Source organism: uncultured Deefgea sp. (assembly GCF_947072475.1).
Lineage (GTDB): Bacteria > Pseudomonadota > Gammaproteobacteria > Burkholderiales > Chitinibacteraceae > Deefgea.
In genome coordinates this window covers 197,469-217,048 of sequence record NZ_CAMTIA010000001.1, presented here as the reverse complement: position 1 = coordinate 217,048, position 19,580 = coordinate 197,469, and the positions used below count along the sequence as shown (strand labels likewise).

At 47.6% G+C, this 19,580-nt stretch carries 21 protein-coding genes; 4 read left to right on the top strand and 17 right to left on the bottom strand.

Annotation, left to right across the window (positions count from 1 at the left end; genetic code table 11):
- Positions 1–30 precede the first annotated feature (30 nt).
- The 13 genes from Q0V82_RS01020 to Q0V82_RS00960 all read right to left on the bottom strand — a co-directional run bounded on the left by Q0V82_RS01020 (position 31) and on the right by Q0V82_RS00960 (position 12,354).
- Positions 31–690 carry a DUF4310 family protein gene (locus Q0V82_RS01020; RefSeq protein ID WP_297571961.1) on the bottom strand — a complete coding sequence of 220 codons (660 nt, stop codon included), beginning with the start codon at positions 688–690 and terminating at the stop codon, positions 31–33.
- An 18-nt stretch (positions 691–708) separates the two neighbouring features.
- Complete coding sequence (locus Q0V82_RS01015) at positions 709–1,479, bottom strand: DUF4311 domain-containing protein (RefSeq protein WP_297571960.1); 771 nt, start codon at positions 1,477–1,479, stop codon at positions 709–711.
- A 14-nt stretch (positions 1,480–1,493) separates the two neighbouring features.
- Positions 1,494–1,802 carry a DUF4312 family protein gene (locus tag Q0V82_RS01010; RefSeq protein WP_297571958.1) on the bottom strand — a complete coding sequence of 103 codons (309 nt, stop codon included), beginning with the start codon at positions 1,800–1,802 and terminating at the stop codon, positions 1,494–1,496.
- 3 nt (positions 1,803–1,805) lie between these two features.
- A complete protein-coding gene (locus Q0V82_RS01005; protein ID WP_297571957.1) occupies positions 1,806–2,168 on the bottom strand; it encodes an SFCGS family glycine-rich protein in 363 nt (120 codons plus the stop codon).
- 56 nt (positions 2,169–2,224) lie between these two features.
- Entirely contained in the window at positions 2,225–2,551 is a 327-nt protein-coding gene (locus tag Q0V82_RS01000; protein ID WP_297571956.1) for a hypothetical protein, read from the bottom strand.
- Between the two features lie 346 nt (positions 2,552–2,897).
- Positions 2,898–4,400, bottom strand: a complete 1,503-nt coding sequence (locus Q0V82_RS00995) for a carboxypeptidase M32 (protein ID WP_297571955.1) — start codon at positions 4,398–4,400, stop codon at positions 2,898–2,900.
- Positions 4,401–4,816: 416 nt separating this feature from the next.
- A complete protein-coding gene (locus Q0V82_RS00990) occupies positions 4,817–5,257 on the bottom strand; it encodes a DUF3617 family protein (protein WP_297571954.1) in 441 nt (146 codons plus the stop codon).
- A gap of 405 nt (positions 5,258–5,662) precedes the next feature.
- Complete coding sequence (locus tag Q0V82_RS00985; RefSeq protein WP_297571953.1) at positions 5,663–6,625, bottom strand: RES family NAD+ phosphorylase; 963 nt, start codon at positions 6,623–6,625, stop codon at positions 5,663–5,665.
- Between the two features lie 50 nt (positions 6,626–6,675).
- A complete protein-coding gene (locus Q0V82_RS00980) occupies positions 6,676–7,614 on the bottom strand; it encodes a sce7725 family protein (protein WP_297571952.1) in 939 nt (312 codons plus the stop codon).
- Positions 7,615–7,617: 3 nt separating this feature from the next.
- Positions 7,618–8,520, bottom strand: coding sequence for a sce7726 family protein (locus Q0V82_RS00975; RefSeq protein WP_297571950.1), 903 nt, complete (start codon positions 8,518–8,520; stop codon positions 7,618–7,620).
- Positions 8,521–8,809: 289 nt separating this feature from the next.
- Positions 8,810–10,384, bottom strand: a complete 1,575-nt coding sequence (gene guaA / locus Q0V82_RS00970) for a glutamine-hydrolyzing GMP synthase (protein WP_297571949.1) — start codon at positions 10,382–10,384, stop codon at positions 8,810–8,812.
- A gap of 229 nt (positions 10,385–10,613) precedes the next feature.
- Positions 10,614–12,059 carry a D-alanyl-D-alanine carboxypeptidase/D-alanyl-D-alanine-endopeptidase gene (gene dacB, locus Q0V82_RS00965; RefSeq protein WP_297571948.1) on the bottom strand — a complete coding sequence of 482 codons (1,446 nt, stop codon included), beginning with the start codon at positions 12,057–12,059 and terminating at the stop codon, positions 10,614–10,616.
- 85 nt (positions 12,060–12,144) lie between these two features.
- A complete protein-coding gene (locus tag Q0V82_RS00960; protein ID WP_297571947.1) occupies positions 12,145–12,354 on the bottom strand; it encodes an oxidoreductase-like domain-containing protein in 210 nt (69 codons plus the stop codon).
- A 30-nt stretch (positions 12,355–12,384) separates the two neighbouring features.
- Here Q0V82_RS00960 and dnaX point away from each other — a divergent pair, with 30 nt between their 5' ends.
- The 3 genes from dnaX (at position 12,385) to recR (ending at position 15,324) form a co-directional block, all read left to right on the top strand.
- Positions 12,385–14,100, top strand: a complete 1,716-nt coding sequence (dnaX, locus tag Q0V82_RS00955; RefSeq protein ID WP_297571946.1) for a DNA polymerase III subunit gamma/tau — start codon at positions 12,385–12,387, stop codon at positions 14,098–14,100.
- Between the two features lie 99 nt (positions 14,101–14,199).
- Positions 14,200–14,532, top strand: a complete 333-nt coding sequence (locus Q0V82_RS00950; protein WP_297571945.1) for a YbaB/EbfC family nucleoid-associated protein — start codon at positions 14,200–14,202, stop codon at positions 14,530–14,532.
- Between the two features lie 195 nt (positions 14,533–14,727).
- The gene (recR, locus tag Q0V82_RS00945; RefSeq protein WP_297571944.1) at positions 14,728–15,324 is read left to right on the top strand and encodes a recombination mediator RecR; all 597 of its coding nucleotides are present in this window, start codon (positions 14,728–14,730) and stop codon (positions 15,322–15,324) included.
- Positions 15,325–15,466: 142 nt separating this feature from the next.
- On the opposite strand, the gene Q0V82_RS00940 is transcribed toward recR, so the two are convergent.
- Together Q0V82_RS00940 and Q0V82_RS00935 are read right to left on the bottom strand one after the other, a co-directional pair.
- A complete protein-coding gene (locus Q0V82_RS00940; RefSeq protein WP_173531999.1) occupies positions 15,467–16,156 on the bottom strand; it encodes a Bax inhibitor-1/YccA family protein in 690 nt (229 codons plus the stop codon).
- Positions 16,157–16,254: 98 nt separating this feature from the next.
- The gene (locus Q0V82_RS00935) at positions 16,255–17,331 is read right to left on the bottom strand and encodes an enoyl-CoA hydratase/isomerase family protein (protein ID WP_297571942.1); all 1,077 of its coding nucleotides are present in this window, start codon (positions 17,329–17,331) and stop codon (positions 16,255–16,257) included.
- Positions 17,332–17,433: 102 nt separating this feature from the next.
- On the opposite strand from Q0V82_RS00935, the gene Q0V82_RS00930 reads away from it, so the two are divergent.
- Positions 17,434–18,294, top strand: a complete 861-nt coding sequence (locus Q0V82_RS00930; protein ID WP_297571941.1) for a transglycosylase SLT domain-containing protein — start codon at positions 17,434–17,436, stop codon at positions 18,292–18,294.
- Positions 18,295–18,440: 146 nt separating this feature from the next.
- On the opposite strand, the gene Q0V82_RS00925 is transcribed toward Q0V82_RS00930, so the two are convergent.
- Both Q0V82_RS00925 and Q0V82_RS00920 read right to left on the bottom strand, forming a co-directional pair.
- Positions 18,441–18,671 (bottom strand): hypothetical protein, encoded by a 231-nt coding sequence (locus tag Q0V82_RS00925; RefSeq protein ID WP_297571940.1) that lies wholly within the window; start codon positions 18,669–18,671, stop codon positions 18,441–18,443.
- A gap of 53 nt (positions 18,672–18,724) precedes the next feature.
- The gene (locus Q0V82_RS00920) at positions 18,725–19,564 is read right to left on the bottom strand and encodes a phytanoyl-CoA dioxygenase family protein (protein ID WP_297571939.1); all 840 of its coding nucleotides are present in this window, start codon (positions 19,562–19,564) and stop codon (positions 18,725–18,727) included.
- Positions 19,565–19,580 lie beyond the last annotated feature (16 nt).

Sequence of the window (19,580 nt, the reverse complement as noted above, 5' to 3'; positions counted from 1 at the left end):
GCTGCCGCAAAGTAGCGGTAGCGAGACCCATTAAATTGCGACGGGAAATAGCGAACCAAACAACATCGCACCTAAAATCGCACCGCCGGTAATCGGTTTATTCCAGATATAAAACCCTAAGGCCCCCAACAAAGACCCCACTCCAATTGGAATTGAAACTGAAATTGCGGTGATCACAATCAAAGGACCAAGAAAACGACCCGATGAATTACCTGCCCCCATCATCACATCGGCGCCAAACGTTGAGTTCGATTGGTTCATCGTAAACTTACGCGCCAAAATAATAATGCCACCAACAGCACAACCGATTACCATGCCGGTCGCCAATGCCGGAAAAAAATTATCTAAGGGGTAAGTGACTCCTGCGCCTAAAAACATCGCCGGAATCCCTAAGCCAACGCCAGTCATAATGGCGCCACCGACGTCCAAAATACCGACGAGTGCACCTTCAATAATTCGTGCAAACAAAAAGCTGGCTCCAAATGCCGCAACCGCACCATAGACACCGGTATCCATCCCAGCGCGTAGCATCGAAACAAACGCCACCTCATTAAAGGCACCAATGCCGTAGACGTAATACATATGCGTACCGGCAAATACCCCAGCAGAAAGCAAGCCAACAAAGAAAGGGAAGCTCCAATCGGCAAACCAAAAATCAGTTCTTAATTCTTCACTCGGAAATTCAGTCATCTCTTCTCTCCTCAAGACTTACTTCAGTGTGCTGTGAATCAGCTCATACCATGCAGGGATGGCTAAATTAAAAGATTGAATCATTTCTAAATCGAAGCCACGGAAAAAAGCACTCAACACAAACAACAGCACCACGGCGCTCATCATTGTTTTAGTTATTTTGTTCCAGCCACCATCGTCAACGCCTTTACCAATCAAGATCCCAAGCACTAAACCCGGCACCGCATTACCCATGATTAATTGCGCCAAACCACCAAAAATCGTTCCCCAAAATCCGGAGCGCTTACCTGCTTCAATCGCGGCCAACCAGAAAATCACCGGCATAATGATGTTGACCAACAAATTAGCGGCAGGAACCAAGACTTTGACCGCAGTAATTTGCAAAGAAGGCGGTACTGCTGACGCGGTTGAATTCAAAAAAGCCACCACAACCATGCCGATCAAACCACATGCAATCGCCATTTTCTTAGGGTTGTGCATGGTTTCAGCAATGTTTTTATTCCGGCTCATTAATGCCGCTGCCCCCCAGTGCGGGATAATTCGATGATCAATATCTTGGGTAAATGCCCCTGCAGCGACAGATGAAGCCCAAGCATTAAAGAAAAACCCCAGGCCAAATGAGAAATGTGATGCCGCATCACCTTCACAAGAATTTAACTCGCCTAAAGTCCGAAATGCCCCCATCCCTTGCGTTGTCGGCGCATGAAACATCCGCGCCGCACCCGCACCAACGGCGAATCCGACCAAACCGCCAATCACCAGCGACTTCATTAATATCATCAGCAACATATTCTGTGATCCCTTTATGGCTTAGCGCTATGAACGACAAATGACACTTGTTCGGTATCAATTGCCGTCACACTCACACTGACTTCCAGTTGAACCTGATAGTGATTGCGAATTCTAGGCAAAAACAAAAATAAGAATTTTTCTTTACGCTGTATCTGCTCAGCCTTCAGCACCAGTACGTCTTGTGGCTCAATACGTAGCAAAATTTTATTGCTATCGGCCATCACCGTACGCTGCACTTTGGACAAAGCATCTGCAAAAGCCTTCGCCTTACTGTCGCCCATTCCGCTCACGGTCACCTTGCTCTGGAAGTGTTCTTTCATGATTTAAATGCCGTATTTTTTTTGATACGCTTGCACCAAACGCTGGCCAAGTTCTTCTTTATCCATAAAACCAAAACCCAACACGGTGTAGCCTTCTTCAATCGCTGTAATACCCTCTTCAACTGAACGCATGCCGTACTTGGCTTTGTAGCCATACTTGGTTTGTGCCGTAATTGCGCCAGCACCGCCACTGCCACAAAATGAAATACCCAATTGCGCATTTTCAGCTTTCATCACATCGCCCAACTTCATATCCGCCGCAACACCAGGAATCACCACGGCACGTCCTTGTGCTAACGCCACACCCGCACCTACTTTTTGGCCCTTACCTAAACGATCGCCGATTACCACTGTGATTTGAGTCATGATTTAATTCCTAATTTAATATTGAAGCGCCTGAAACAAGCTTCAGGCGAAGAGAGTTATTTGTTTTTTGCCATTTCAAAGTGAATCGATAGCAGCAATGCCTCTTTATGTGGCAAGTTGCCAAACATCGCGGTCACTGCTTCGGATAACTGCATCGCTGGCGCTGAAATCTCGTCAAATAAATCGGCATCAAAGTCTGGCAAACCTTCACCGGTCAAAGAACGACGCGCCATCGCGGCAATGTGTGAGTCCAATTTCATTTGCTGAACTTCACTGAGATATTTATTTTCCGTATCGAGCAACGCTGTAATTTGTCCCAACACCTGCTGCGCTAAAGTTTGAATCTGCTCTTCACTCAACTCCGCCATTAAAACCGCACTCATTTGATCTCCTTACCGAGAATGGATTGTTGCAATTGCTTGGATGGGTTTACTTTAACCAAGCCCGATCGGACTTTGTATCTGATTTTTTTCCACTACAAAGCGGAAAAACCCGACACCCGTAGCAATTAAAAACACATTCAATCGATAAGGTATTGAGTTAAACATCTTGAAAAACATAGCAAACATAAAAGTATCTAATTAAATTCAATCACTTACCCATATCACCACTTCGAGTATTAAATTTTGAATAAAAAAAACACGCTCTAATCTGAGCGTGCTTTTTTGAAATGGTGATCCTCGTACTTTGCCTAAAGTGGATTACAAATTTAATCCAGATCAAATTGGGTTAATTCACAGAAGGCACCGCCAAATAACGCTGCTCTAAATGCTGGCGGAAGTAAACGGGGTTGAGTGACTCACCGGTGGCATTGCGAATTAATTGATCGGTTTCGAGTTGGCTCGCTTGCTGCCAGATATGGGTATTGAGCCAAGTGAAAATCGGCGCTAAATCGCCTTCGGCGATGCGCTGATCTAAATCCGGATAAAGGCGTTGCAGCGTGGCAAAGTACTGCGCGGCATACATTGCCCCTAAGGTGTAGCTGGGGAAATAACCAAAGCTGCCATCGGTCCAATGAATATCTTGCATGCAGCCATCTTTAAAATTACCCGTGGTATCCACGCCCAAATACGCCTGCATTTTTTGATCCCACAACGCAGGGACATCATCGGGCTCGATTTCACCATTAATCAAAGCGCGCTCAATTTCATAGCGCAGAATCACATGCGCCGGATAAGTCAGCTCATCGGCATCCACCCGAATAAAATCGGGCTGAACTTGGGTGTAGATTTGTGCCAAATTCGCTGGGGTAAACGCCGCTTGCGACCCCAAATGCTGCGCAATCAACGGCGTAATCAAGGCCAAAAAGGCCGGATTACGCCCCAACTGCATTTCAAAAGCTAAGCTTTGGCTTTCATGAATCCCCATCGACCTTGCCCGCCCTACTGGCAAATGGCGTGTAGCGTGCGGTAGGTTTTGCTCGTAACGCGCATGCCCGGTTTCGTGCACAATCCCCATCAAGCTTTGGCTAAAATCGGCCTCGGTATAGCGCGTCGTAATCCGCACATCCTCGGCCACGCCGCCACAAAACGGATGATGCGACACATCCAAACGCCCAGCGGCAAAGTTAAACCCCAGTAGCGCCATCACCTCCACGCCCAAAGCGCGCTGCGCCTCAATGGCAAATGGCCCCGCCGCCGTGATGCGGGTTTCAGTCGCTTGTTGGGCCATGGCTTGTTGAATCAGCGCGGGGAGCCAGCTTTTAACATCGGCAAAAATACGATCGAGCTCAGCGCAAGTCATGCCCGGCTCGTATTTGTTGAGCAAAGATTCATACGGCGACAAGCCGGTTTGATGGCTCAATAAAATGCCTTCTTCGCGCGCCAAACTCACCACCGCCCGAAAATTAGCCAAGAAACCATCCCAATCATTATTCGCTCTTTGCGTGCGCCATGCGTGCGAGCATTTTGATCCGGCCAAGGTTTTGGCCTCAATCAAACTGGCTGGCAGCAAATTGGCCAACTGCCATTGCCGCTGCATTTCTCGTAAACTCACTTGCTCGGCGTCGCTAAGTGGCTCTCGACTTGCTGCCGTCAACAATTCGGCCAAGGCCGCATCGGTTAATGTGCGATGCATCAACACATCCAACTCGGCCATCGCCGCCCCACGCGCCTCATTGCCCTCAGGCGGCATCATCACCGCCTGATCCCACCCCACCATCGCGGCAAGATGTTCGTAGCGATACAGTCGGGTAAATATCGTGACAAGCTGTTGGTAAGCTGTGGCTGGCATAACTCAATCTCAAAAAATTCAAAAAGTGTCCCGATCATGACAGTGCCAGCGGCAATTGCAATCGGTATTTATTTTGGGCGGTACCGCAATCCGGTACCTTAAATAGATTTGGCGAGTATGGCTGTATACTTACAATAAAAAATCATGGGTATACCTCTACATTACTTGCAAATAATAGCCTACAGTCATATACCTACAATAAAAATCAATTGCCATTCACAGTCAATTTAGCGTCGAATTAAAACTTACGTCATCACTCAGCAAAATTACCAGTTTGGCTTTTAATTAATCCGCCATCCACGCAGCAAGATTCTGAACGACAGGCCCCGCTGAAATTGAAAGTGATCACAGATCGACTACGCTCGATTGCTTGATTGAGCTTGCCACCACTCGCTGTGCCCGGCTCTGGCTAAAGCTCAATATTCAGTGCACTTGCCGAGTTTTTTAGCCTGAGCGCTGCCCGACATTTTGAAATCTCCACCGCTTTGTTGCACCGCGCTGCCGGCAATGGCAATGGTGTAACGCAGATCAAAACGATCTGCGCTCATTTTGGCGTCGCCGACAATCTTCATCGCATCCAAGCCTTGCGGCATATTGGGCGTTTTGCACGTCATGGTAAAAGCCATCGCGCTGGCATTGCCGTTTTTTTGATCAAAGACACACTGCCCCATTCCCGCCAATACCGCGCTCGGATTCATGCCGTTATTGGGCAGGCATTGCTTTTGCGTCAAAGGCATGGCGACACCATCCGGCCCTATCGAACTGGATGTAATTTCCCACAGCTCGCCTGACAATGCTGGCGCACAAGTCACCCCGATGCACAGGCTCAAAATCAATAAGGCATTATTTTTTTGCATATAGACCTTTGAATGAGGATGAAATGGCACCGCAAAGCACTGCTTACTTTAGATGAAATCAAGATGAGAGCGTGGTGCTCGACATAAACGCCCCAAACACGCCAGCTATAATCATTTTTATTAAAAAACATCAATTAATAACTGTTTTTATAGCGGAGTAATCGATTTTATGGCTGAGATCGGGTATCAGCTATCGCTGACCTACCATGTCCATGCACATTACAGAATGAAAGCGCTCCACGTCGAGTGGCGGTGACATACGTTTTGAACGTTTATCCAAAAATCTACCGCTCGCTTGACACGTTTAGTGTGCAATTGGCTTTTGCGTTCAAGTATGAAGGTATCCATTTAGAATTTTGGGCGCGTATTTTTTCTCAAGCGTTGGGCAACGCAAGAATTAAGTCGCTATTCAATAATAACTGATACCCTCGAAACTAACTTCTGATAGACATTGTTTATATCCGCTAACGAAGGATCAAACAATGCTAAATTAAATCCATCGCCGACTGAGCTACTATAAATTACGCCACTATAATTGCATTTCTTAATAAACTCACACAAATATTGACTTGGCGCATAATCAAATGCAGCTGACCTAGGCAAAACGGGTCTAGTTAACTCACGTCCCAACAATTCAAGAAAACCGATAAAATTGCGGGTCTTTTTAATTTTTTCTTCATCACCAATCAAAAAAGGCGATATAGTCTTTCTTGGATTACGCAGATCTGCAAAAATCAAATCTCCACGAAGACTAGCTTTAGCTATTGTGACAGCTTCACCAGTATGAGGCCTGATCTCAGAGACAGCAGTTTGCTCCGTAGATGCCATATATAGATATGGAATACCAGCAGGATTTGCTCGTCCATGTGAAGCTAAATGCTTAGGTGGAGAACTCATTTGCTGTTGAGTAAAGGGATTGTCTAAACAGATTCGCCCACGAAACCACTCTTGCGGAGCATTTTCGGACTTAATTACTAAATGCTCTAGTAATTCCTTTAAGTCCATCATGTCGATCGCTGACTCAGGGAAGTATCGATTTGCGTGCATTAATTCCAAACGAAATTCTTGCCAGCGCTCGCTAACATCAATATCCCCATTAGATTGTGGGACAAATTTTTGCCTCACAATTTCACCGTCATCCAAAATCTCAGACAGCAACGCCCTCATTTGATGAGAATTTAAAGCAGTACTATTAAATATCAACCAGTCTTCTTGCATCCATTCAACAAGAGTTCGACCATTGTCATCTCTAATATAAATTCCAGCAAGAAGCTCAAACTGTTCCCTCAGCAAAACAGGATCAAGTAAAGGAAATTGTGCACTACCACAGAAATCACAGCAGCCCTCACTGGTTGAGAGAAAAGACATAGAATTACTTAAATGTTTATCGTCAAAACAATTTGAACAACAGAACATAATCAATCTACCAAATAGCTTGCTAATGTTTGTATATGATGTTTCATTGCTATTTTTTTTACAGTTCCTAAACCAGGGAAATGTCCACTTGCAGAAAGAGCCCTAAACTCTTCAATAGCTTCTGTTTGTGTTACTTTTGTGGTGCCGCTATTCACTTCTGAAATTAACTTGCTCAATGCCTCTGCAAACTTTCCGCCAGGGTCTGTAGGCGTATCATTTCTATCAGATTTGAAATGGAAAATGTACATTCCATCATCATCATCTGCATCGATGTAGGTGATATGAATAGCAACCGCATATGCTGGACCACCCGACTCCGAATAATCATCCCCAACAATCAGAAAATCACCGAAGCCATCCATTCCTTCATCTTCATAGGTAGCATGAAGATCAGAGAAATGTTCAACATCTGGATGCTCCCTATTTGATCTCTTTTCAAAACCATCCTTAATTAAAACACGATGAAATTCTTTAAAATGTTTTTGGTATCGCTTACCACGCCCATCATCTAAAAAAATGTGTCCATAACGTTCTTTTTCATCTTGAAGCAATTCAACTAAAGCCACCGGATCAGTAAACCCCGAGTGGATAAATGAAATCTTTCTTTGAGGAAAATCATTAGCTAAATCAAATGCTTCCCGTGCGCTAGTTTCTTTCTCTAGTAAAATACCCACACGGACATGCGAATCGCCTTGAAATGTCACATTCAAAATTTCAGATATTGCACTAGGATCTGTTGAGTGATTACCATTAACTGGATTTACAATCAGAACTGAATCACACTGACTATCAATTAATGTTCTTAGCGCCCGTATCAAGGCAGCTGTTGATTCTTTTACTGGCTCAATTATTGGCACGAACTGACTTTGTGCCATTAGCTCTGCACATTCACGTATAACGATCAAATCGTATTGCTTACCTCTAAAATACGGATAGTACATAAATTAACCCCAGTGAAGAGCCTCACAAGTCGGAGTCCCAATTGCTGTAAGAATATTGCTTTGTTCTTGCCGACTAACCTTAATGGTTAGTGCAATAGCATACAATGATTCAGGTAATTGTGCTGTAAATTGCTTGAGCCCCAACAAACTTCTTGTCGATTTTAGCGTTTCTAATGCGACATCATGGAGATCGCTAGGCTTAAAACTAACAATTTTTTCCTTAAGCACTGCATGCAATTCCGTATTAGGCACATTAGGAAGCGGTTCGCCAAATCGAGTAAGAATTTCAAGGTGCTCCTTCCGTGTAAGAGACTCAAATAAAACAGCAGGTTCTATCCGGTCTTTTCTCTCTACGGGTTTGCGAACTATTTTAATTTGATATCTATCCGTTAATAACAAAACACCAATCTCAGGATCATAATTATTTAATATTTCATCCAGATGATTCTCACCCGTTATAACATTAACTTTTGCAAAAACCTTCAAATATGATTTAATCTGACCTTCAAGTCGATCTAATTTATCTCTTTCGGACTTTATCTCATATACAGTAGATGTCCCATTCAAGATCACTAAATCAGCCTTACTATTAGCAACACGAAACTCAGAAAGCATCACTGCCGTATTTAGTGAATGAACACCGAAAAGTATTTTTTTTGTTACTGCGGCTTTATAAGCATACTCATGACGATATGCTTTATTTTTCAAAACATTAAAAACATCATCAAAAACTTGCCCAACTAATATTCTGCAATTATTGTCATCAACAACTTTCATTTGTTTTATTAAGCGCGCAAATAATGGAGACTGGGCACTTTTGGCCATCTCTTTAAATACTGACGACGAAAATATTCTTGACGCCGCCGCCAACTGCGAAGAATCAAAAACGACTTTTCCTATAAACATCTTTATCTGTAAATATAATTTAATTAGTTAAGTCAATTATACCACAAAATACTTAAACACAAAATATCAACTAGACATTGGCTTCAATAAAATTAAAACACCCAGGCACCACATAAACAATTTAAATAAAACTGCACCACTAAAATAATTCATTATTCACTACAACAGAAAACCACAAAATATGGCCTTACATTTGACATAAACCAATTAACTCAATGCAAAAAATATAAAAAGCCCTGTAAATACAGGGCTTTTTATCACCATTCAAACAACGGCACCAGAGACAGGATCACTCCCACTCAATCGTTGCTGGTGGTTTGCCAGATACATCGTAAACTACGCGGTTGATGCCGCGGACTTCGTTGATGATGCGGTTAGACACTTTACCCAACAAATCGTATGGCAATTCAGCCCATTTGGCGGTCATAAAGTCGCTGGTCACGACGGCGCGCAGGGCCACAACGTAGTCGTAAGTGCGGCCGTCGCCCATGACGCCGACGGATTTCACCGGCAGGAAGACGACGAAGGCTTGGCTGGTGAGTTCGTACCAGTTTTTACCGCTTTTTTCATCGGTTGCTGCGCGGAGTTCTTCGATAAAGATCGCGTCGGCGCGTTGCAGTAATTCGCAGAATTCTTGTTTTACTTCACCCAAAATACGCACACCAAGGCCTGGACCTGGGAATGGGTGACGATAAACCAGCGTTGGTGCCAAGCCTAGCGCCACACCCAATTCGCGAACTTCGTCTTTAAACAATTCGCGCAGTGGTTCAAGCAAGGATAGCTTCATGGTTTCTGGCAAGCCGCCCACATTGTGGTGGCTCTTGATCGCATGCGCTTTACCGGTTTTGGCTCCGGCCGATTCGATCACGTCAGGATAAATCGTGCCTTGCGCCAACCATTTGGCGCTTGGTAATTTGATGGATTCGGCTTGGAATACTTCAACGAATTCGCGGCCGATGATTTTACGTTTGGCTTCTGGATCGGTTACACCGGCCAAGTGGCCCATAAATTGGGCGGCGGCATCAACATGAATCACTTTCACGCCCAAATGCTCGGCGAAGGTTTCCATGACTTGCTTGCCTTCGTTCAAACGCAGCAAACCATTATCCACAAACACACAAGTCAGTTGATCGCCAATCGCGCGGTGAATCAGTGCCGCGGCAACCGATGAATCCACCCCGCCTGACAAACCCAAAATCACTTCATCAGAACCGACTTGTTCGCGGATTTTTGCCACGGCTTGGTCGATGTAGTTGGGCATGGTCCAGCTTGGTTCAGAGCCACAAATATCGAGCACGAAATGATTAATCATTTCGCGGCCCTTGAGCGTGTGCGTTACTTCTGGGTGGTATTGCACCGCATAAAAGCCACGTTGAACATCGGCCATCGCGGCGATAGGGCAAGAAGCGTTGCTGGCGATCACTTCAAAGCCGGCTGGCATCTCAGTAACTTTGTCACCGTGGCTCATCCACACTTCGAGGCAAGTTTTGTCACCGTGAGTACGGTCTGACAAGCCTTTGAATAATTTATTTTCTGCATTCACTTCGATTTCAGCAAAGCCAAATTCGCGTACCGTACCGGCTTCAACTTTACCGCCCAAGCTTTGCGCCATCCATTGCATGCCGTAGCAAATGCCCATCACCGGAATGCCAAGCTCAAATAAAGCCGGGTCAGCTTGGTAATCAGACTCGTAAACCGAGTTAGGGCCGCCGGACAAAATAATGCCCTTCGGATTAAATTCTTTAATAAAGTCGAGCGATACATCAAACGAATGCAGTTCGCAATACACATGCGCTTCGCGCACACGACGGGCAATCAGCTGCGTAACTTGTGAGCCGAAATCAAGAATGAGAATCTTATCCATATCGAATTGTCCAATGGTGTGCGGGAAAACGCGGCATTTTACCAGCATTTAATACTTCCTTCCCAAGCTCTTTATCAATTGGGCGCTGGACTGCAAAAATACCTGTATTTTTTCCGCTATTGCGGCTTAAAACAGCGTTTCAAGCCGCAATAGCGGCATCGTGGACGACAAAAATAGTGGGGGCATCGGTACCTGATGCCAAACACCACTAGCGCACGCTGGCAGAGGATTAATTGAGCGTCGGCGTTTTACGTACTGATTGCAGTAATTCGTCGAGCGCGGCCATGCCTGCGGGTGCGTTATGGTGATTAATCATCGCCGCCACCGCCCATGTTTTGCCTTGTGCATCGCGGATATAGCCGGCAACGGCACGCACGTCTTTGAGCGTGCCGGTTTTAATATGCCCCTGCCCGGCGCTAGACTCGTCTTTGAGCCGTTTTTTCATCGTGCCATCTAGACCAACAATCGGTAAAGAGGCGATAAATTCAGCCGCCAATGGCGACTGCCATGCGTCTTTAAGTAGTTCTGCCAAATGTCGGGCGCTGATTTGCTCTTTCCGCGATAAACCAGCGCCATTTTCCAGCACCAGTTCTTGGTAATTGAAGCCCTTGTTTTGCAACCAGCGCGTAATCACCGCATTGGCGCGCACGGCACTATTTGCGCCGTCTTGCGGCGTTCCTTGCACTGCGCCCAGCGTTAAATACAATTGCCGCGCCATCATATTGTTACTGTATTTATTAATATCGCGAATGGTATTGGTGAGCGAGTCAGATTGGCTGCTGGCCAGCAATACGCTCGAGTTTGGGGTTTTGCCCAGCTGCATTGTGCCGCTAATTTTGCCACCGGCATCAAGCCATAAATTACGAAACAACTGATAGGTATAGGTCGGCGCATCAAATACCGACATATATTTGTCGCCAATACACCCAGCAGGTACTTCACCGACCAGTTGCAGCATCAATTGCGGCGTGGCTTGCCCAAGTCGAAATTGCACGCGCTTTTGCCACGCATCGCAACTGCCACCTGCCGCTATTGCCAATTGATTACTCAGGCGCACTTCTGGCCAATCGGGCTCGGCCGACACCCGAACGCGTTCGCCATCGCTGCGAATACGTAAGCGAATAGATTTAAAGTTAGTCAGTAAAGCATCGGGCTTAACCATAAACGGCCGATCACTGGCCTCGCCATCATCGTCAAAAGCGGGTTCTTTTTCATCAATGACAAAAGCACTGCGATCGAGCACAACATCACCGCGAATGTCATCTACCCCAGCTGCTTTTAAATCGCGCACCAATAACCACATACGCTCGAGCGTTAGCTTTGGGTCTCCCGAGCCTTTTAAATACACCGGGCCTTCTAATACGCCATTTTTATTGGGCAAAGCATTGGCACGCAACTCGGTACGCCATTGCCATGCTGGCCCTAATAATTCCAAGCCGGCGTAGGTGGTGATTAATTTCATCGTTGAGGCTGGATTGGAGGGCACGTCCGCCCGATAAAATTGCGCCTGCCCCGCGCCATCGAGCGGCAGCAGCGCAATCGAAATCGCATCGGCTGGAATTTTGGCCGCTTTTAAAGCATTGCTCACGCCAAGCGGTAAAGCCTGCATGGTGGTTTCTGCTGCCCAGCTACTACTCATGGCCAAGGCCAGCAAAGTGATCCATTTTTTCAACATGAGATTCCTGTTAACGCATAAAAGAAACCGCGCTTGGTGCCCAAGTCATTCGGGCGGACGCAAAACGAAGTTGACTTTGGGGTATTTAAATTGACGCTGGCAGCGGCGTATCGCCGCCTTGCCGCGCTTGCCACGCGGCCAAATCCAGCCGATATTGCTGCAGCTCTTCGGTATACACATCAAAAACACAGGGGTAGCAACCACTATTGCAACACGCCTCAAGTGGCGGCTCTATCGGCGCTTGCGGCTTAGGATCGTGGTTTTCTGGTAATGCTTCAGGCGGATTCATCGTCATTTCATCTATCGCATCTGTTAGAATGTCGCTATGAGCTATCAAGTACTAGCCCGTAAGTGGCGACCAAAAACTTTTGCCCAATTGGTCGGGCAGGAACATGTGATTAAAGCACTGGCAAACGCGTTTGCTAGTGAACGCTTGCATCACGCTTATTTGCTCACCGGCACCCGAGGGGTGGGTAAAACCACCATTGCCCGGATTATGGCCAAAGCGCTCAATTGCGAAACCGGCATTACGTCTGAGCCTTGCGGCGTTTGCTCAGCGTGTACGCAAATTGATGCGGGGCGTTTTGTCGATCTACTTGAAATCGACGCAGCGTCCAACACCGGTATCGATAATATTCGCGAAGTTTTGGACAACGCGCAGTATGCACCGACCGCCGGCCGTTTCAAAGTTTACATTATCGACGAAGTGCACATGCTCTCCAAGTCGGCATTTAATGCCATGCTAAAAACACTGGAAGAGCCGCCTAGCCACGTTAAATTTATTCTGGCAACGACCGATCCGCAAAAAGTACCGATTACGGTACTGAGTCGTTGTTTGCAGTTTTCATTACGGCAAATGACGCCGCAGCAAGTCACCGGCCATTTGCATCAGGTATTACAAGCCGAACAAATCGAATTTGAACCCCTGGCACTCAATCTCATCGGCCACGCCGCCAGCGGCTCGATGCGCGACGGTTTGTCTTTGCTCGACCAAGCCATCGCCTACGGCGCGGGTAAAGTTGAAGAAGCCGACGTTCGCGCCATGCTCGGCGCAGTGGATCAAAGTTATTTATTTGATTTACTCACGGCACTGGTGGCCAAAGATGGCAGTACTTTACTCAAAACCGCCGATACCATTGCCGAGCGAGGCCTCTCGTATGAGGCCGCTTTGCATGAATTAGCCTCTTTATTACAACAGATTGCGCTAGTGCAAGCCGTGCCTAATGCGCTGGCGGATGATTTACCGCTGCGCGAGCAAATCGTCGCCGCGGCGCAAGCGATTTCACCCGAAGACATCCAGCTGTATTACCAAATTGCACTGCATGGACGACGCGATTTACCGCTGGCACCGGATGAATACGCCGGCTTTACCATGACGATTTTGCGGATGCTGGCGTTTGCCCCCAGCAGCGCAGGCCATACGGCGTTGCCAGCCAACAGTAATCCACCCGCGGTACCGAGTGCGCCAGCGCCAACGCATCCGGCCTCAAATCATCCAGCACCCAGTAATCCGGTCGCAAACAATCTAGCGCCAAGCAGCTCTGCCCCCGCCAGCGCCCCAGCGCGCAATGATTCACCACCTTGGCAGCAAGATGCAGCGCCTGCGGCCATGTCGATGCCCGCTCCGACGCCAGCTCGCACCAGTGCGCCAGTTAAGCCGGCTCAATTTAATGGTGATTGGCGGGCACTGGTGGTGCACCTCAAACTGGGGCAAGCAGGTATGCTCGCGCAGCACTCGGAGCTATTGAGCTACAGCGATATACAGTTCAATATTAAAGTTGAAGAAGTGCATCGCAGTGTGGCAACGCGTGATTACCAAGAAAAATTACGCAGCGCGCTGAGTGAGCATTTTGGTCGCGATATCGCGCTCAATGTACAAATTGGCGAAGTACAAACTGAAACGCCAGCCGATATTCATTACCGTGAAAAGCAAGAACGTCAAGATCAAGCCGTTGCGGCGATCAATAACGATCCTTTCGTGCAAACCATGGTGAAAGAATTTGGCGCAAGTATTGCATTGGACTCAATCAAACCCATTTAAAAAAAATCAGCCAGCGATGCACAGATAGGCCGCGAGCCAATCTTTAAGCCTCATCTTGTCGCTGGCCGCTTTTCTCTTCATGATTAAAAAGGAAATCTTATGTTTGGTGGTAAAGGCGGAATGGCTGGCTTGATGAAACAAGCGCAGCAAATGCAAGAAAATATGAAAAAAGCCCAAGATGAATTGGCCAACGTTGAAGTTGAAGGTCAATCTGGCGCTGGCATGGTTAAAATCACGCTGACCTGCAGCAATGTGGTGCGCCGCGTTGCGATTGACGACAGCCTATTGTCGGACGACAAAGACATGCTCGAAGACTTGATCGCTGCTGCATTTAATGATGCGCTGCGTAAAGTAGAAGCTACCAGCCAAGACAAAATGGGTGGTTTTACCGCCGGCATGCAATTGCCACCCGGCTTTAAAATGCCATTTTAATGGGCTCACATCGCCAAATCATCGCGCGCAAGCAGTGATCAATGGCGATGATTTATCGTGATACTACGCAGCACCCAAGGCGTTATCTCTACGAGATAACGCCTTACTAATACCAACACATGTTTTCCACGTCATAACAAAACCCGTGGTATTGCTATTTAGGCACCGACCACCAACGCCACCAGAGCAATACCTATGCCTATCCCCGCCTCATTACAAAATCTAATTGATGCACTGCGCGTTTTACCCGGCGTTGGCCCCAAATCGGCAGCGCGAATGGCGTTTCATTTGGTGCAGCGCGATCAAGTCGGTGCGTCAGACCTTGCCCATGCGCTAGAAAACGCCTTGGGGACTCTGAAGCATTGTCGACATTGCAATACTTTTACCGAGGCGGACACCTGCGACATTTGTTTGGATGAGCAACGCAATCATGCGCAATTATGCGTCATCGAAATGCCAACCGATCTCATGTCGATTGAGCAAACCCGCAGTTATGAAGGCTTGTATTTTGTCTTAATGGGCCGTTTAAGCCCGCTCGATGGCATAGGTCCGCACGATATCGCGCTCAAACAATTACTCGAGCGCGCCAGTGATGGCCAAGTGAGCGAAGTGATTTTGGCGACCAATTTCACTACCGAAGGCGAAGCCACCGCGCATTATGTGGCTGAAATGCTGCGCGCGCGCGGCCTAAAAGTCAGCCGTATTGCCCGCGGACTCCCTGTTGGTGGCGAGCTGGAACATGTTGACCCCGGTACTTTGGCGCAAGCACTGATCGAGCGCCGTGGCTTATAAAAACCTAGAGTCTGTTGGCGTTTAGTTTCGCCCACCCCATTCACCCGCGATCTACGACGTTCGATAGCAGCAACAGGGCTTTCTTTTCGGCATAAAAAAACGCCACTTTAAAAGTGGCGTTTTTCAACCCATCTAAAATGACTTAGTCTCGGCTATTGCCGGTAAACGCCATAATGATACTGAGCAAATTAACAAAAATATTGTACACATTCAGGTACAAGCTCAATGTGGCGCTGATGTAATTGGTTTCACCACCATTCACGATACGGCTCACATCGTACAAGATATACGCCGAGAAAATCATGATCACGGCAGCAGAAATCGTCAATGACAAAGCTGGAATCGCAAAGAAAATATTGGCGACCGCCGCCAATAAGACAATCACCATGCCGATAAACAAGAATTTACCCATAAAGGAAAAGTCTTTTTTCGTCACGGTAGCGATGGTCGCCAAGGTAAAGAAAATCGCGCCGGTGCCAATTGCAGCCATGCCAATCATTTCTGGACCATTGCTAAATTTCATTGCCATTTGCAAAATTTGGCTGAGCCACAAGCCCATAAAGCCAGTCCAGCCCAACAAAATAAACACGCCAGCACTGCTTTCTTTGGTTTTTTCGATGGCATAAAACGCCCCGAAGCTGACCAACATAAATAAGCCAAAACCTAAAAAACCGCTCATCCGAAACTGCATAGACATACCGAGCAAGGCGCCTGCAGCGGTTGGCAGCATCGTCAAAGCCAATAAAAAGTAGGTATTACGCAGCACTTGATTGCGTTCTGCCGACAAGGCGCTATTGCCATACGTCGTGGTGTTAGTATTAAAAGATTGCATTTTGAATCTCCTGATTGATCGGTGTCGATACTGTATCACCTGCTAAGAGGGCGGCAAAGACAAAAAGTTTCAAACTTTCACATTGATTATACAAATAATCAATTACATAACATCGGAAACGCCTGCGCCAAATTAGAGACTTCCAACTGATTGGCCTGACCTTGCTGCCAAACAGGGGAACGACTGCGATCAAATAATGTGGCATAAATGCCGGCGGCAAAATCACCATAGCGTAAACACGCCGCACTGACCTCAGTTTCTAACTGTACCGTCTGTGCAAACGACAAGGCCGCGCAGCGTTGTTGCAAAGTCCACGCCAGCCACAAAGACGTGGGTGACGCGCGCTGCACCCGCAGCGCAGCCGCCGCGAGCCAAGCATCATCCAAAGTTGAAAAATAACTCATGTGATGCAAAGCATCATTCAAACTGCCGCTGGCGCAGCCGCGCAGCAAATCTGGATGGGCGGCTAAATGTCCTTCAGGCAGCGTTAGCTCGGCTTGCTGCGCCGCTTGCGTTAAATAATCGCTCAATACAACACGATCTAACTCAGCCTGTCCCTGCCAAGCCAAAGCACTTAAATCCATTAAAACTTGGTGCCGACTTGATTCGGGCAAAGCCCACTGGGCGGCACCGCAATACAGCGCATCACTGGCATTGATCGCCGCGCCAGACAAAGCTAAAAAAGGACCAAAACCGGCTAATTCAGCCAGCCAGCGACTCGCCGCCACATCCGGAAACAAACCAATCGCCGTTTCTGGCATCGCCAATTTGCTATTTTCGGTCACTACTTTATGGCTCGCCGCAGCAAATAAACCCCAACCGCCGCCCATTACAATGCCATGCCCCCACGCCATCACCGGCTTGGCATAGTCTCGAATCATTTGGCACAGTACATATTCTTCAGAAAAAAAAGCATCGCCTTGTGCCAATTCACCGGGCTGAGTCATCGCCGCATGCAAGGCTTTTAAATCCCCTCCGGCACAAAACCCACGCTCACCGGCACCAATCATCACCACCGCCACAATCTGCGCTTGATCACGCCAATCGTTCAGCGCAGCAGACATTTGCCGGACCATACTTAAGTTTTGAGCGTTGATCCGCTCTGGCGCTGATAAAGCTAAAATACCAATTTGCGTGCCATTTGGGCCCGTCATCAGTCGCACGTGAATCGTCATTGCATATCCTTTTTGCGCACAGCCTTTAATCAGGCTCAATCTCTACCACCAGCAGATTGAGACTATGCTGAATCTCTTGATTTAACCATTAGGAAAACCGCCATGCTGACAACAATATTCAGTCTGTCGTTGGCTTTGTCGGTGGTTTCTGGCAATGAAAACGAGGCACAATGGCAAGCCAGACTCGCCAAAGCCACAGCACAAGAAATGCGTAATCCATGGGCTGCCGCAGTCACGTATTGCTATGCCGCGCGTTTAGGCATCACCGAAGCGCAATATCGTTTAGCCATGCTGTACGCTTTTGGGATTGGTGTGCCAGAAGATCGGGTTGCTGCTGCGAGTTTATTATCTATCGCTGCCGAACAAGGCCATCAAGAAGCGCAAAAAATGCTAGAAACCATCCGCATTAGCGGCCATCGCCTGCCCCGCTGCGTCGAAGCGGATGTGGAACCGGTGATGAGTAAATCACCGATCCTGAGCGCCAAAATGAATGCCAATCAGCAAGTGGTTGCCAACATCATTAGCAAAATTGCCACTTGGCACGGGGTTGATCCTTCTTTTGCACTGAGCATTGCCAAGGTTGAATCAGGGCTCAATAGCAGTGCCGTTTCTCCCAAATCTGCGATGGGGGTGATGCAGCTGATTCCCGAAACCGCAGCGCGGTTTAATGTTAAAGATGTCTTTAATACCAGCCAAAATGTGAAAGGTGGCGTGCGCTATTTACGCTGGCTACTCGATCGCTACCAAGGCAATATCGCCTTAGTGGCAGCCAGTTACAATGCCGGGGAAGGAAAAGTCGATCACTACCGTGGGATTCCGCCCTATCCAGAAACACAGCAATACGTGAAAAAAGTGCTGCAACTCTACCCTTTTTCAGTTCACCAAACCGCTGCCGATCGCGGCCGCGATATCAATGTGTTTCCCGAACAAGTTAAAAGCAAAAAATCAAAGGTATATCGCTAGACAGTCCATTCTAAAAAGCCTAGCTACATATACCCATGCAGATCCCAAATCAAAAAGCCAGTCTTCAAAACCAGCTAACGCGCTTAATTTTATCGCACCGTGCGCCAGTCACTAAGTACGTTTCAAGTGCGCCCCGCCAGCTCGGTTTAATCTTCGTCTTGATCAAACGCGTCTTCAGTGGCTGCGGCATTGGCTTTTTCAATTTCTTTGCGCTGGCGCTGAGCGTCACCCAAAGCTTGCTCATAGGCATGACGCTGCTCATCGGTCATTTCGGGTTTGAGTATTTCCAGCTCTTTTGCCGCTTGATACGCCGGCATGGGCTGCAATTGAGACACTAACTGAATCAGCGATGAAAATTGCTCTGGACTAACCGGCATCTGAATCTCCTTAAAAACAATGAGGGTCTAAGTCAACCCAACGTCAACAAACCCTAGCAATCTACACCGGGTTCAGCCGCAGATCGACTATTTTTGAGTGGTAAATTGTCACTGGCATGGTAGCTCATCACTAAAGAATACTTGGTTTTTTCGGTGCTATTACGGCTCGCGGCATGAAAAGTGCGCGCATCAAACAGCACCACATCCCCTGCGCTCAAGCGTGGAAACTGCGCTTTGGCAATCCACGGCGCGGCGTCTGGATGCTCGGCGAGCAAAAATTCACGCGCATCAAACGCGGCTTCAGGCAAGGTCAAATGGTGCGACCCAGGAATAAATCCCAAGCCGCCATTTTCTGGATTTTCATCGCCCAAAGCCAGCCAGCATGACACCAATTGCGGCTGGCTAAAACGCCAATAGCGTAAATCACGATGCCATAAAGTATCGCTACTAAAGCTCGGCTGCTTAGTCATCAAGCTATTGTGGTGCACCTGCGTTAAGGTAATCCGTTCGCCCAGCAAAGGCCGCAATAACGCCAACAAGCGTGGATGCGTCGCCCATTGCATAAACACCGGCGAGCGCGCCACCATGCCGCGTAAACGTCGAATCGTTTGGCCGCCTTGCGCATCAATCGAGCTTGGTGCGCCCGGATACGCCAAACTGGCTTCCAATTCCAGCGGCTCAGCACGGGCTTCAAGGGCCTGCATGGCCGCATCTCGAATCAAAGCGACTTCAGCCGGCAGCGCAAAGCCGCGTAAAATAACCAGGCCTTGCTCAGCAAACGTGGTACGCAAAGCCGATATATCCATCGGATGAGAAAATTCAAGCACCGTATTGGCCTTATTAAAGATTCGAATATTGCGATTGTACTGCAACTCTCGATGCCATGCGCCCATGGGATTTCACCCAGCT

Excerpts from the sequence above, each read along its gene's own strand:
- Q0V82_RS01005 (WP_297571957.1), bottom strand. The coding sequence starts at position 2,168 with ATGACTCAAATCACAGTGGTAATCGGCGATCGTTTAGGTAAGGGCCAA.
- Q0V82_RS00940 (WP_173531999.1), bottom strand. The coding sequence starts at position 16,156 with ATGCAATCTTTTAATACTAACACCACGACGTATGGCAATAGCGCCTTG.
- dnaX (WP_297571946.1), top strand. The coding sequence starts at position 12,385 with ATGAGCTATCAAGTACTAGCCCGTAAGTGGCGACCAAAAACTTTTGCC.
- Q0V82_RS00980 (WP_297571952.1), bottom strand. The coding sequence starts at position 7,614 with ATGTACTATCCGTATTTTAGAGGTAAGCAATACGATTTGATCGTTATA.
- Q0V82_RS00920 (WP_297571939.1), bottom strand. The coding sequence starts at position 19,564 with ATGGGCGCATGGCATCGAGAGTTGCAGTACAATCGCAATATTCGAATC.
- Q0V82_RS00990 (WP_297571954.1), bottom strand. The coding sequence starts at position 5,257 with ATGCAAAAAAATAATGCCTTATTGATTTTGAGCCTGTGCATCGGGGTG.
- Q0V82_RS00985 (WP_297571953.1), bottom strand. The coding sequence starts at position 6,625 with ATGTCTTTTCTCTCAACCAGTGAGGGCTGCTGTGATTTCTGTGGTAGT.
- Q0V82_RS00935 (WP_297571942.1), bottom strand. The coding sequence starts at position 17,331 with ATGACGATTCACGTGCGACTGATGACGGGCCCAAATGGCACGCAAATT.
- dacB (WP_297571948.1), bottom strand. The coding sequence starts at position 12,059 with ATGTTGAAAAAATGGATCACTTTGCTGGCCTTGGCCATGAGTAGTAGC.
- Q0V82_RS00960 (WP_297571947.1), bottom strand. The coding sequence starts at position 12,354 with ATGACGATGAATCCGCCTGAAGCATTACCAGAAAACCACGATCCTAAG.
- Q0V82_RS01010 (WP_297571958.1), bottom strand. The coding sequence starts at position 1,802 with ATGAAAGAACACTTCCAGAGCAAGGTGACCGTGAGCGGAATGGGCGAC.
- Q0V82_RS00950 (WP_297571945.1), top strand. The coding sequence starts at position 14,200 with ATGTTTGGTGGTAAAGGCGGAATGGCTGGCTTGATGAAACAAGCGCAG.
- Q0V82_RS01020 (WP_297571961.1), bottom strand. The coding sequence starts at position 690 with ATGACTGAATTTCCGAGTGAAGAATTAAGAACTGATTTTTGGTTTGCC.
- recR (WP_297571944.1), top strand. The coding sequence starts at position 14,728 with ATGCCTATCCCCGCCTCATTACAAAATCTAATTGATGCACTGCGCGTT.
- Q0V82_RS00995 (WP_297571955.1), bottom strand. The coding sequence starts at position 4,400 with ATGCCAGCCACAGCTTACCAACAGCTTGTCACGATATTTACCCGACTG.
- Q0V82_RS00975 (WP_297571950.1), bottom strand. The coding sequence starts at position 8,520 with ATGTTTATAGGAAAAGTCGTTTTTGATTCTTCGCAGTTGGCGGCGGCG.
- Q0V82_RS00925 (WP_297571940.1), bottom strand. The coding sequence starts at position 18,671 with ATGCCGGTTAGTCCAGAGCAATTTTCATCGCTGATTCAGTTAGTGTCT.
- Q0V82_RS01015 (WP_297571960.1), bottom strand. The coding sequence starts at position 1,479 with ATGTTGCTGATGATATTAATGAAGTCGCTGGTGATTGGCGGTTTGGTC.
- Q0V82_RS00930 (WP_297571941.1), top strand. The coding sequence starts at position 17,434 with ATGCTGACAACAATATTCAGTCTGTCGTTGGCTTTGTCGGTGGTTTCT.
- Q0V82_RS01000 (WP_297571956.1), bottom strand. The coding sequence starts at position 2,551 with ATGAGTGCGGTTTTAATGGCGGAGTTGAGTGAAGAGCAGATTCAAACT.
- guaA (WP_297571949.1), bottom strand. The coding sequence starts at position 10,384 with ATGGATAAGATTCTCATTCTTGATTTCGGCTCACAAGTTACGCAGCTG.